The organism is Pseudomonas sp. CCI1.1, assembly GCF_034348165.1.
Lineage (GTDB): Bacteria > Pseudomonadota > Gammaproteobacteria > Pseudomonadales > Pseudomonadaceae > Aquipseudomonas > Aquipseudomonas paracarnis.
Genome location: NZ_CP133780.1, coordinates 5,748,434 through 5,760,632 on the forward strand (window position 1 = coordinate 5,748,434; position 12,199 = coordinate 5,760,632).

Consider the following 12,199-nt stretch of genomic DNA (forward strand, 5'->3'; position numbering starts at 1 on the left):
TTGCCATTATCCGGGGCCGTCGTTACAGTGTCGGCCCGTTTTTGTTGCCTTGCTAACGAAATTATGACGCCCCTAGAACGATATCAAGCTGATCTGAAACGCCCCGAGTTCTTCCACGACGCGGCCCAGGAAAATGCCGTGCGTCATTTGCAGCGCCTGTACGAGGACCTCGTGGCCGCGTCGCAAAGCAAGCCAGGGATGTTCAGCAAGCTGTTTGGCAAGAAAGACCACACGCCGGTCAAGGGCCTGTATTTCTGGGGCGGCGTGGGTCGGGGCAAGACTTACCTGGTAGACACCTTCTTTGAAGCGCTGCCGTTCAAGGAAAAAGTGCGTACGCACTTCCACCGCTTCATGAAGCGCGTGCACGAAGAGATGAAGACCCTGCCGGGCGAGAAAAACCCGCTGACCATCATCGCCAAGCGTTTCGCCCAAGAGGCCCGGGTGATCTGCTTCGATGAATTTTTCGTCTCCGACATCACCGACGCCATGATCCTTGGCACCCTGATGGAAGAACTATTCAAGAACGGTGTGACCCTGGTGGCCACGTCGAACATCGTGCCCGATGGCCTGTACAAGGACGGCCTGCAACGTGCGCGCTTCCTGCCGGCCATTGCGCTGATCAAGCAGAACACCGATATCGTCAACGTCGACAGCGGCGTCGACTACCGCTTGCGTCATCTGGAGCAAGCCGAGCTGTTCCACTTCCCGCTCAACGAAGCGGCGCACGAAAGCCTGAAGAAAAGCTTCCGTGCGCTGACGCCGGAATGCACGCAAGCGGTGGAAAACGACAAGCTGATGATCGAGAACCGCGAAATCATCGCGCTGCGCACCTGCGATGACGTGGCCTGGTTCGAGTTCCGCCAACTGTGCGATGGGCCACGCAGCCAGAACGATTACATCGAGCTGGGCAAGATCTTTCACGCCGTGATCTTGAGTGGTGTGGAACAGATGGGCGTGACTACCGACGATATCGCCCGACGGTTCATCAACATGGTCGATGAGTTCTACGACCGTAACGTCAAGCTGATCATCTCGGCGGAAGTCGAACTCAAGGACCTCTATACCGGCGGCCGCTTGAACTTCGAATTCCAGCGCACCTTGAGTCGCCTGCTGGAAATGCAGTCCCACGAGTTCCTGTCGCGCGGCCACAAGCCTTAAGCAATCTCCGGCTCAATGGAGAGCTAATGTGGGAGCCGGGCTTGCCCGCGATGGCGGTGTATCAGTCAATTATAGGTTGGGTGATACACCGTCATCGCAGGCAAGCCAGCTCCCACAATGGCTTGTGTTGGCCTGGAGTCAGGCGGCCTGCTGAAATTGCTGGCGATACTGGTTGGGCGACAACTCCGTGTGCTGCCTGAACAACCGCGCAAAGAAACTCGCATCGTCGTAACCCACCTCGTAGCTGATGGTCTTGATGCTCTTGCGGCTGCCCGAGAGCAAGCCCTTGGCCGTTTCGATGCGTAGGCGCTGCAGGTAATGCAGCGGCTTGTCACCGGTGGCGGTCTGGAATCGGCGCATGAAGTTGCGGATGCTCATGCCGTGTTCCCGGGCGACGTCTTCAAAGCGGAATTTGTCGGCAAAGTGCTCTTCAAGCCAGTGCTGGATCTGCAGGATGATCACGTCCTGATGCAGCTTCTGCCCGCCAAACCCGATCCGCCCCGGTGAATAGTTGCGCTGCACCTCATAGAGAATGTCGCGGGCCACCGCCTGGGCGATGTTGGCGCCGCAGAAGCGTTCGATCAGGTAGATATAAAGGTCGCAGGCCGACGTGGTGCCGCCGGCGCAATACAGGTTATCGGCATCCGTGAGGTGCTTGTCCTGGTTGAGCTGCACCTTGGGGAAGCGCTCTGTGAAGGCATTGAAGAAGCGCCAGTAGGTGGTCGCCTCCTTGCCATCGAGCAGCCCGGCTTCGGCCAGCCAGAACACCCCGGTGGCCTCGCCGCAGAGAACGGCGCCGCGGGCGTGCTGGTCGCGCAGCCACGGCAGCACCTGCGGGTAGCGGGAGCACAGGGCATCGAAGTCGTCCCAGAAGGCCGGCAGCACAATGATGTCGGCGTCTTCGAGGCCGCCGTCCACTGGCATGATCACATCGCTGAAGCTGCGCACGGACTGGCCGTCGGGGCTTACCAGGCGCGTTTCGAACCCTGGGGTCAGGCCCAGCCCTTGCTGTTTGCCATGGCGCAGGCTGGCGAGATGGAAGAAATCCTTGGCTTGCATGAGGGTTGAAGCGAATACCCGATCAATGGCCAAAATGCTGACGCGCCGCAACGGCGTGGAGATTTGGTTAGACATAATTTCATTTATTCTTATAGGGGAAAGTGGTCACCAGACGGCTGGATCGTCTTATTTTTTGTCGCATGTGTCCAGTGTCCCGTGACGCCTTCGGGGCATAGGCTCTGTGGGCTCGTCCTTGTCCGACAATCCACGCAGGTGACCCATGATCCCCAGAACCTTGTTCAGCTCGGAGCACGAACTCTTCCGTGAGAGCGTACGCACTTTCCTCGAAAAGCATGCCGTGCCCTTCCATGGGCAATGGGAAAAGCAGGGCTATATCGACCGTAACTTGTGGAACCAGGCGGGGGAGGCGGGCATGTTGTGTTCCCACCTGCCAGAGGAGTATGGCGGGCTGGGCGCGGACTTTCTCTATAGCGCGGTGGTGATCGAAGAAGTCAGCCGCCTGGGTTTGACCGGCATCGGTTTTTCCCTGCATTCGGATATCGTCGCGCCCTACATCCTGCATTACGGCAGTGAAGCGCTGAAGCACAAGTACCTGCCCCAGTTGATCTCCGGAGAGAGGGTCACAGCCATTGCCATGACCGAGCCGGGCGCCGGTTCCGACCTGCAAGGGGTCAAGACCAGCGCAGTGCTGGACGGTGACGAGTATGTGATCAACGGCTCCAAGACCTTTATCACCAACGGTTACCTGGCCGATCTGGTGATTGTCGTCGCCAAGACCGACCCCAAGGCTGGCGCCAAGGGTACCAGTCTGTTCCTGGTGGAAGCCGACACGCCGGGCTTCGACAAAGGTAAGCGCCTGGAGAAAGTTGGCATGAAGGCCCAGGACACCTCGGAGCTGTTCTTCCAGGATGTGCGCGTGCCCAAGGAAAATCTGCTGGGCCAGGCGGGCATGGGCTTTGCCTACCTGATGCAAGAGTTGCCGCAAGAACGCCTGACCGTGGCGATTGGCGCGCTGTCCTCAGCCGAAGCGGCGTTGCAGTGGACCCTGGACTACACCCGTGAGCGCAAGGCGTTCGGCAAGGCGATCGCCGACTTCCAGAACACCCGGTTCAAGCTGGCGGAGATGGCCACCGAGATTCAGATTGGCCGTGTGTTTGTCGACCAGTGCATGGCCTTGCATCTGGAAGGCAAGCTGGACGTGCCCACGGCGGCGATGGCCAAGTACTGGGCCACCGACCTGCAGTGCAAGGTGCTCGATGAGTGCGTGCAGTTGCATGGCGGCTACGGCTTCATGTGGGAATACCCGATTGCCCGGGCCTGGGCGGATGCGCGGGTGCAGCGCATTTATGCGGGGACCAATGAGATCATGAAGGAGATCATTGCGCGGGCACTTTGATTGTTAGGTGCTCTTGATTGATCGTTCCCACGCTCCGCGTGGGAACGCCTCATGTGACGCTCCGCGTCACGACTCTGAAAGCGGACGCAGAGCGTCCAAGGCGGCATTCCCACGCAGAGCGTGGGAACGATCAGTGCGGATCAATCAAGGTGCTGGGTTTGGATGATCCTTCTGAATCGCCTCAATCCCTTCCAACACTTCTTTCGATAATTTCATGTCGGCACTGGCGATGTTGCTGTCCAGTTGTTCCAGCGATGTGGCCCCAATAATATTGCTGGTCACAAACGGTTGCTGCGTCACAAACGCCAGCGCCATCTGCGCCGGGTCCAGGCCATGTTCCCGCGCAAGAGCCACATACCGGCTGCACGCCGCTTCCGATTGCGGGTTGAAGTAGCGGCTGAAGCGGCTGTACTCGGTCAGGCGCGCCTTGGCCGGGCGAGCGCCATTTTCGTACTTGCCACTGAGCATGCCGAACGCCAAAGGCGAATAGGCCAGCAAGCCGCACTGCTCACGAATGGCAACCTCCGCCAGGCCCACTTCAAAGCTGCGGTTAAGCAGGTTGTAGGGGTTCTGGATTGACACTGCACGTGGCCAGCCGCGGGCTTCGGCCAGGGCGAGGAACTTCATGGTGCCCCACGGCGTTTCGTTGGACAGGCCAATGTGGCGGATCTTGCCGGCCTTTACCTGTTCATCCAGGGCTTCGAGCGTTTCCTCCAGTGGCGTGAGGTCGTCTTCGTCCTTGTGCTTGTAGCTCAACTGGCCGAAGAAGTTGGTGCTGCGCTCCGGCCAATGCAGTTGGTAGAGGTCGATCCACTCGGTCTGCAGGCGCTTGAGGCTGGCGTCCAGGGCTGCGGCGATGTGCTTGCGGTTGTGGCGCAGGTGGCCATCGCGGATGTAGTCGATGGTGTTGCCGGGGCCGGCGATCTTGCTGGCGAGAATCCAGTCGGCGCGGTCGCCACGGCTTTTGAAGTAGTTGCCGATGTAGCGCTCGGTGGTGGCGTAGGTGTCGGCCTTGGGCGGCACCGGGTACATTTCTGCGGTGTCGAGGAAGTTGATCCCCGCGGCCTTGGCCCGTTCGATCTGCGCGAAGGCCTCTGCCTCGCTGTTCTGCTCGCCCCAGGTCATGGTGCCCAACGCGATCGCGCTGACATTCAGATCGGTGCGGCCCAGCTGTCGGTAATCCATCGGGTACTCCTTCGGGGTAAAACAATCATAAAAGCAGGTTGAATTTTTTTTCGCAATCTGCATAATTGCCCACCTCTTTCTGCAGTGGAAGTGATGCGCCGCCTGCCGAAGAATCTTGCCGTTGAACGGACGCGCCGACCCGAGCCCCCGATAGCGTCTGTATCCGGCTGCCTTTGACCTTGTCAAAGTACGCACTATTCAGTAAGATCCGCCGTCTAAATTTACAGGCGGCCCCTGAGGCTATTAAAGAATGACAACTTTTACTGCAAAACCGGAAACAGTTCAGCGCGACTGGTTTGTCGTCGACGCCGCTGGTCAGACCCTGGGTCGTCTGGCCACTGAAGTCGCCAGCCGTCTGCGTGGCAAGCACAAGCCTGAATACACCCCGCACGTTGATACCGGCGACTACATCGTCATCATCAACGCTGAGCAGGTTCGTGTAACCGGCAACAAAGCAAGCGACAAAATGTACTACCGTCACTCCGGTTTCCCAGGCGGTATCAAGTCTTCCAACTTCGAAGGCCTGATTGCCAAGAAGCCTGAAGCCCCGATCGAAATCGCGGTCAAAGGCATGCTGCCTAAGGGCCCACTGGGTCGCGATATGTTTCGCAAGCTGAAAGTCTATGCGGGCGCTGTACACCCTCATGCTGCTCAGCAGCCCCAAGAACTGAAGTTTTAACGGAATAGTTCATTATGTCGGCGACTCAAAATTACGGCACTGGCCGTCGCAAAACCGCAACCGCACGCGTTTTCCTGCGTCCGGGCACTGGTAACATCTCGATCAACAACCGCTCCCTGGACAACTTCTTCGGTCGCGAAACTGCCCGCATGGTAGTTCGTCAGCCGCTGGAATTGACCGAGACCGTTGAAAAGTTCGACATCTACGTCACCGTTATCGGTGGCGGTGTAAGTGGTCAAGCTGGCGCAATCCGCCACGGTATCACTCGCGCTCTGATGCAGTACGACGAAACCCTGCGTGGCGCTCTGCGCAAAGCTGGCTTCGTGACTCGCGATGCTCGTGAAGTTGAACGTAAGAAAGTCGGTCTGCGTAAAGCGCGTAAGCGTCCGCAGTACTCGAAGCGTTAATTCGCTTTACGTTCCACAAAAACGCCCAGCCTCCTCACGGAGCTGGGCGTTTTTTATTGCCTGCGATTTATGCACATTTTTCGCCGTGACAACTTGCCACATCCGTAGACCCCCTATACTACAAGGCCTGGAGGCGGAGCCCCGGGCAATTCCCTTGTCATACGTGGGGCTTTTCATTACCATCCGTCAAAATTTTTATAAGTAAAGATTCAACACTTAGTAGACGCCTGATTTAACAGGCCAAAAAGCTGATGGGAGAGGACTGAATGAGCAATGACGGCGTGAATGCAGGCCGGCGTCGCTTCTTGGTAGCAGCCACATCCGTGGTGGGTGCTGCAGGAGCGGTGGGGGCTGCGGTCCCGTTCGTGGGGTCATGGTTTCCCAGTGCCAAGGCGAAAGCCGCAGGTGCACCGGTGAAGGTGAATGTCAGCAAGATCGAGCCAGGCCAGCAGATGATTGCTGAGTGGCGCGGCCAGCCGGTTTTCATTGTTCGTCGTACCGAGGAAATCCTGGGGAATCTGAAGAAGATCGAAGGCCAGCTGTCTGACCCGACATCCGAAAAGTCCGACCAGCCCGCCTACGCCAAGAACGAAGCGCGTTCGATCAAGCCAGAAATTCTGCTGCTGGTTGGTCTGTGTACCCACTTGGGTTGTTCACCTACCTTCCGCCCGGAAGTGGCGCCTGTCGACTTGGGCAAAGACTGGGTCGGCGGTTATTTCTGCCCGTGCCACGGTTCCCACTATGACCTCGCCGGCCGCGTCTACAAATCCCAGCCTGCGCCCCTGAACCTGCCGGTTCCTCCTCACAATTACGAATCTGACGACATCATTGTCATTGGCCTCGACAAGGAGAACGCGTGATGAGCAAGTTCATGGATTGGGTGGATGCGCGCTTCCCCGCCACTAAAATGTGGGAAGACCATCTCAGCAAATATTACGCGCCGAAAAACTTCAACTTCTTCTACTTCTTCGGCTCCCTGGCGCTGTTGGTGCTGGTCAACCAGATCGTCACTGGCGTGTGGTTGACGATGAGCTACACGCCGTCGGCGGAAGAGGCGTTTGCCTCTGTCGAATACATCATGCGTGATGTCGAGTACGGCTCGATCCTGCGCCTGTTGCACTCCACCGGTGCGTCGGCGTTCTTTATCGTCGTCTACCTGCACATGTTCCGCGGCCTGCTCTACGGCTCGTACCAGAAGCCCCGTGAGCTGGTGTGGGTCTTCGGCATGTTGATCTATCTGGCACTGATGGCCGAAGCCTTTATGGGCTACCTGCTACCTTGGGGCCAGATGTCGTACTGGGGCGCCCAGGTGATCATCTCGCTGTTCGGCGCAATCCCGGTGATCGGCAACGACCTGACCCAGTGGATTCGTGGTGACTACCTGATCTCCGGCATCACCTTGAACCGCTTCTTCGCCTTGCACGTGGTGGCCTTGCCGATCGTGATCCTGGGCCTGGTGGTCTTGCATATCCTGGCGCTGCACGAAGTGGGTTCCAACAACCCGGATGGCGTGGACATCAAGAAGCACAAGGACGAGAACGGCATCCCGCTGGATGGCATTCCGTTCCACCCGTACTACACCGTGAAAGACATTGTCGGCGTGGTCGTGTTCCTGTTTGTGTTCTGCTCGATCGTGTTCTTTTTCCCGGAGATGGGCGGTTATTTCCTGGAGAAGCCTAACTTCGAACAGGCCAACGCCTTCAAGACACCTGAGCACATTGCCCCGGTCTGGTACTTCACGCCGTTCTACGCGATCTTGCGCGCGATCCCCGACAAACTCATGGGCGTGATCGCCATGGGCGCGGCCATCGCGGTGCTGTTCGTGCTGCCGTGGCTCGACCGTAGCCCGGTCAAGTCAATGCGCTACAAAGGCTGGCTGAGCAAGATCTGGCTGTGGGTGTTCTGCATTTCGTTCGTGATCCTGGGTGTGTTGGGTGTATTGGCGCCCACCCCTGAGCGGACGTTGCTGTCGCAGGTCTGCACCTTCCTGTACTTCGCCTACTTTATTCTGATGCCGTTCTATACCCGGCTCGAGAAGACCAAACCGGTTCCGGAAAGGGTGACTGGCTGATGAAAAAATTACTCGTTGCATTCGTGCTTGCGGCACTGCCGCTACTGTCCTTCGCTGCCGAACATGGTGCGCAGCTGGAAAAAGTCGATATCGATGTGTCTGACAAAGCCGCCATGCAGGATGGGCTGCGTACATTCACCAACTACTGCATGGGGTGCCACAGCGCCAAGTTCCAACGGTACGAGCGCGTTGCCGATGACCTGGGCATTCCCCATGAAGTGATGCTCAGCCACGCGGTGTTCACGGGTGCCAAGATCGGCGACCACATGAACATCGGCATGCAACCGGCCGACGCCAAGACCTGGTTCGGCGCCGCACCGCCCGACCTTACCCTGGTGGCCCGTGTACGCGGTACCGACTGGCTCTACGGTTACCTCAAGTCCTTCTACGAAGACCCTGCGCGCCCCTATGGCGTGAACAACAAAGTCTTCCCGAACGTCGGCATGCCGAACGTTCTGGTCGGCCTGCAGGGGCGCCAAGTGGTAGGATGCAAGCAGGTTCAGGTCGTTGAAGACGGCAAGAAGCAATATGATCCGTTGACCGGCACGCCGCTGACCCATGAAGCGTGCGATCAACTGACCATCGTGCCCAAGACCGGTACGCTGAACGAAGAGCAGTTCGACGAGAAGGTCAAGAACCTGGTGACCTTCCTGGCCTACTCGGCCAACCCGGTCAAACTGCAGCATCAGCGCATCGGTACCTACGTCTTGCTGTACCTGGCTTTCTTCTTCGTATTCGCTTATTTGCTCAAGCGTGAATACTGGAAGGATGTGCATTGATCCAACCGTAAGCAATTGCTGTTAATCTTGCGCGCCCAGCGGCATCTCTGAACACGTAGCGCCGGTTTGAACCGGTCGTTACAGGGATGCTTTCTGGGCGCGCTCGTTTTTGAGCTTTCGATAATTTCAACAAGCGAGGAGGACCGCCATGGGCGTGACCAACCGGTTGGCCTGTTACTCCGACCCCGCCGACCACTATTCCCACCGAGTACGTATCGTGCTCGCAGAGAAGGGTGTCAGCGCCGAGATCATCAGTGTGGAGGCGGGCCGTCAGCCGCCGAAGCTGATCGAAGTGAACCCTTACGGCAGCTTGCCCACCCTGGTCGATCGTGACCTGGCGTTGTGGGAGTCGACCGTGGTGATGGAATACTTGGATGAGCGTTACCCTCATCCGCCTTTGCTGCCGGTGTACCCGGTGGCGCGTGCCAACAGCCGCCTGCTGATCCATCGGATCCAGCGTGACTGGTGCGGGTTGGTGGATGTGATCCTGGATTCGCGTTCCAAAGAAGCCGCTCGTGTGCAGGCGCGCAAGGAATTGCGCGAGAGCCTCACCGGCGTTTCGCCGTTGTTCGCCGATAAACCTTTTTTCCTCAGTGAGGAACAAAGCTTGGTGGATTGCTGCCTATTACCCATACTCTGGCGCTTGCCGATTCTGGGCATTGAACTGCCACGGCCGGCCAAGCCGTTGCTTGATTACATGGAGCGCCAGTTTGCGCGTGAGGCTTTCCAGGCAAGTCTGTCTGGTGCCGAACGCGATATGCGCTAAGGCTTAAGGAGCCGTTGATGAACTCCAGTCGACCTTACCTGGTCCGCGCGCTCTATGAGTGGATTGTGGACAACGATTGCACCCCGCACATGCTGGTCAATTCCGAATTTCCTGCGGTTCAGGTACCCCAGGGTTTTGCCAGTGACGGGCAAATTGTGCTGAACGTATCGCCCAGTGCCGTGCGCCACCTTCACATGGACAACGAAGCGGTGAGCTTCGAAGGGCGTTTCGGCGGTGTGCCCCATACGCTGTTCGTGCCCATCGGCGCCATCCTCGGGATCTACGCCCGGGAAAATGGCCAGGGCATGGTGTTCGATCTGGAGTCGCCTTTAGAGGATGACGAAACGATCGAAGGCGAAGACGGTGATGATGTACCGCCACCGGATACCGAGCCGCCGCGCCCTAGCGGTCGGCCAAGCTTGAAAGTGGTGAAGTAGGCGGATTTCGCTTACAGACCCATCTGAAAAATGCCCCGACGTCTGTCGGGGCATTTTTTTTGCGTGAAGGATATGGATGAAAGTCGCGCCAGAACGGTGATCGTACAACCACCATGGGCTATGATGCGGTCTTTAGTTCGTCGAGAAAGATGGTTCATCATGGAAAACGCCAGCGCCGCCCCACGTCTTCCCCGCAAGCGCCGCAGCCTTGCCCAGGAATTGGTCACGGTGTTGTCCGAGCAGATCCGCGATGGCCAGCTCAAACGCGGCGACAAGTTGCCCACCGAGTCGGCGATCATGGACGCCCATGGCGTCAGCCGGACGGTGGTGCGTGAAGCCATCTCGCGCCTGCAGGCGGCGGGGCAGGTCGAGACTCGCCATGGTATCGGCACCTTCGTGCTGGACACGCCAAGCCCCAGCGGTTTTCGCATAGACCCGGCCACGGTGGTGACCTTGCGTGATGTGCTGGCGATTCTGGAGTTGCGTATCAGCCTGGAAGTGGAGTCTGCGGGCCTCGCGGCGCTGCGTCGCAGCGATGAGCAACTGGCGGCCATGCGTGCGGCCCTCGATGCCTTGAATGAAAGTGCGGCCCACGCCGGCGATGCGGTGGCGTCGGACTTTGCCTTCCACCTGGAAATTGCGCTGTCTACCGGCAACCGCTACTTCACCGACATCATGACCCACCTGGGCACCAGCATCATTCCGCGTACCCGCCTGAATTCGGCGCGCCTGGCCCATGATGACCAACAGCACTACATGAGCCGCTTGAGCCGCGAACACGAAGAGATCTACGAGGCGATTGCCCGCCAGGATTCGGATGCGGCACGGGCGGCGATGCGCTTGCATTTGACCAACAGTCGCGAGCGACTGCGCCATGCCCATGAAGAGGCAGAGGCGCAGCGGGGCTGATCGTTCCCACGCTCTGCGTGGTAACGCCTCTATGGACGCTCCGCGTCCCGATGCGCGTGAATTTCTCAAGCCCTCGCAGGGTGACGCGGAGCGTCATAGGCTGTATTCCCACGCAGAGCGTGGGAACGATCATGCCAGCCGTTAGTTGGCGGGTTGGTTTGGCTTGTAGTCCTTAAGCAATAAGTACGTACTCCATCCCCACCAATCATTGGTCCAGTGCTTGTCGTTCAAATCGTTGACGTCCTTGCGCCGCAGCACCTTGTCCCCCTCCATCTTGAACAGCGGCGAGAAGTTATTCGCCGGGTTCTGCGCGGCGTTCAGGTCGGGCACATACAGCGGTGCCTTGAACTCAGCCGGGGAGGGCGCGATGCCGCTGATGAAGGTTTCGAAGATTTCATCTGCCGAGGCCTGTACCGCCCGTTTGACCTGCACGCGATTGTCGGCGTCAATGCTGTCGAAGTAGCGCTTGTCGCCGTAGGCATGCCACTGAGCGCCCATGGCATTGCGCACCTTGAGCCCGAATTTACTGTCTTCATCGTGCATGAAGCGGCTGATCAGCGAGCCGAGTTCTCCAGGCGTCACCACCGCTGCCAGTTGTTTGCGCGGTACCCGCAGGTGGCCGGCGGAAAACAGATCGGTCAAAAAGTGATCGGCAAAGCTGTTCATGGCGTAAGCCAATTCCAGGGCCTGGTCGGTGCCGGTCTGATGGGCCACCACTGCCTGTTGCAGTGCTGCCGTATGGCCGGCCATGTAGGCCGACAAGGCCCACTCACCGAAGTGGTCGGCGTTGTCGGCTGCCAGTTTCAAGTAGCGGCCCAGTGGCACGAGGGCCGAAACAGCGCTGCCGCCGCCGGTGATGCGGTTCCACTCCTCGGACAACGTATCACCCAGGGCGTCGTAGGCTTCGTGCGGCTGTTTGCCGTCCTTGATCGCCTGGTTGACGGCGTTGATCTCCTTTTGCATCACCGCCAGGATCTTCTGCGCTTCTTGCCGTGAAGCGGGCAACACGGCGAGAGAGTTGAAAGCGGCGGTGAAGCGTTGCACGCGCTCGGACGGGGAGTTGCCATCGCTGATCGGTTGGCCGGGGATGCCATAGAAGTCGCCGCCCAGGGCGATTACTTGACCATAGGTCAGCGCGAGCCCGTTGGGCAGGTGCAGTTCGACTTGGCGCGCAGGGATGGCCGGGGCGTCCTTGCTGAAGCGAAGCAGGGTGTCATCGCCGATGGCGGTGTGTTCACCGCCTTCGAAACGCAGGGTAGGCGGGTTTTTTTCGGGTGCTGCGAGTTCAAGACCTGACATGTTAGCTCCTTGCTATGTCGTAGGATTCTTCCGTGATAACTGTATATATATACAGTTATCTAAATCATAGGTGAGAAAATTCCTACGTCAAGA

At 58.6% G+C, this 12,199-nt stretch carries 13 protein-coding genes; 10 read left to right on the forward strand and 3 right to left on the reverse strand.

Annotated features, from left to right (window positions below):
* Nucleotides 1-63 precede the first annotated feature (63 nt).
* Complete coding sequence (zapE, locus tag RHM69_RS25990; RefSeq protein WP_014716907.1) at nt 64-1,158, forward strand: cell division protein ZapE; 1,095 nt, start codon at nt 64-66, stop codon at nt 1,156-1,158.
* Nucleotides 1,159-1,296: 138 nt separating this feature from the next.
* Here the strand turns inward: zapE and RHM69_RS25995 are convergent, their stop codons facing one another.
* The gene (locus RHM69_RS25995; protein WP_172832691.1) at nt 1,297-2,217 is read right to left on the reverse strand and encodes a GlxA family transcriptional regulator; all 921 of its coding nucleotides are present in this window, start codon (nt 2,215-2,217) and stop codon (nt 1,297-1,299) included.
* A gap of 220 nt (nt 2,218-2,437) precedes the next feature.
* Here RHM69_RS25995 and RHM69_RS26000 point away from each other — a divergent pair, with 220 nt between their 5' ends.
* Nucleotides 2,438-3,574: an acyl-CoA dehydrogenase family protein gene (locus RHM69_RS26000; protein WP_019816964.1), complete on the forward strand. Its 1,137-nt coding sequence runs from the start codon at nt 2,438-2,440 to the stop codon at nt 3,572-3,574.
* A gap of 144 nt (nt 3,575-3,718) precedes the next feature.
* Here the strand turns inward: RHM69_RS26000 and RHM69_RS26005 are convergent, their stop codons facing one another.
* Nucleotides 3,719-4,759, reverse strand: coding sequence for an NADP(H)-dependent aldo-keto reductase (locus RHM69_RS26005; RefSeq protein WP_058409862.1), 1,041 nt, complete (start codon nt 4,757-4,759; stop codon nt 3,719-3,721).
* A gap of 250 nt (nt 4,760-5,009) precedes the next feature.
* Here RHM69_RS26005 and rplM point away from each other — a divergent pair, with 250 nt between their 5' ends.
* The 8 genes from rplM (at nt 5,010) to RHM69_RS26045 (ending at nt 10,807) form a co-directional block, all read left to right on the forward strand.
* Entirely contained in the window at nt 5,010-5,438 is a 429-nt protein-coding gene (gene rplM / locus RHM69_RS26010; RefSeq protein ID WP_003188508.1) for a 50S ribosomal protein L13, read from the forward strand.
* A gap of 14 nt (nt 5,439-5,452) precedes the next feature.
* Entirely contained in the window at nt 5,453-5,845 is a 393-nt protein-coding gene (gene rpsI / locus RHM69_RS26015) for a 30S ribosomal protein S9 (RefSeq protein WP_002555064.1), read from the forward strand.
* Between the two features lie 266 nt (nt 5,846-6,111).
* A complete protein-coding gene (gene petA / locus RHM69_RS26020; RefSeq protein WP_003188524.1) occupies nt 6,112-6,705 on the forward strand; it encodes a ubiquinol-cytochrome c reductase iron-sulfur subunit in 594 nt (197 codons plus the stop codon).
* Nucleotides 6,705-7,916 (forward strand): cytochrome b, encoded by a 1,212-nt coding sequence (locus RHM69_RS26025; RefSeq protein WP_003188526.1) that lies wholly within the window; start codon nt 6,705-6,707, stop codon nt 7,914-7,916. Before petA ends, RHM69_RS26025 begins: the two co-directional genes overlap by 1 nt.
* Nucleotides 7,916-8,695, forward strand: coding sequence for a cytochrome c1 (locus RHM69_RS26030; protein ID WP_014716911.1), 780 nt, complete (start codon nt 7,916-7,918; stop codon nt 8,693-8,695). Before RHM69_RS26025 ends, RHM69_RS26030 begins: the two co-directional genes overlap by 1 nt.
* A gap of 148 nt (nt 8,696-8,843) precedes the next feature.
* A complete protein-coding gene (locus tag RHM69_RS26035) occupies nt 8,844-9,461 on the forward strand; it encodes a glutathione S-transferase N-terminal domain-containing protein (RefSeq protein WP_003188529.1) in 618 nt (205 codons plus the stop codon).
* A gap of 17 nt (nt 9,462-9,478) precedes the next feature.
* On the forward strand, nt 9,479-9,898 hold the full coding sequence (locus RHM69_RS26040; RefSeq protein ID WP_014716912.1) for a ClpXP protease specificity-enhancing factor: 420 nt from the start codon (nt 9,479-9,481) through the stop codon (nt 9,896-9,898).
* A 159-nt stretch (nt 9,899-10,057) separates the two neighbouring features.
* Nucleotides 10,058-10,807, forward strand: coding sequence for a FadR/GntR family transcriptional regulator (locus tag RHM69_RS26045; RefSeq protein WP_003188534.1), 750 nt, complete (start codon nt 10,058-10,060; stop codon nt 10,805-10,807).
* 141 nt (nt 10,808-10,948) lie between these two features.
* Here RHM69_RS26045 and RHM69_RS26050 read toward each other — a convergent pair whose 3' ends face one another.
* Complete coding sequence (locus tag RHM69_RS26050) at nt 10,949-12,106, reverse strand: hypothetical protein (RefSeq protein WP_014716913.1); 1,158 nt, start codon at nt 12,104-12,106, stop codon at nt 10,949-10,951.
* Nucleotides 12,107-12,199: the final 93 nt, after the last annotated feature.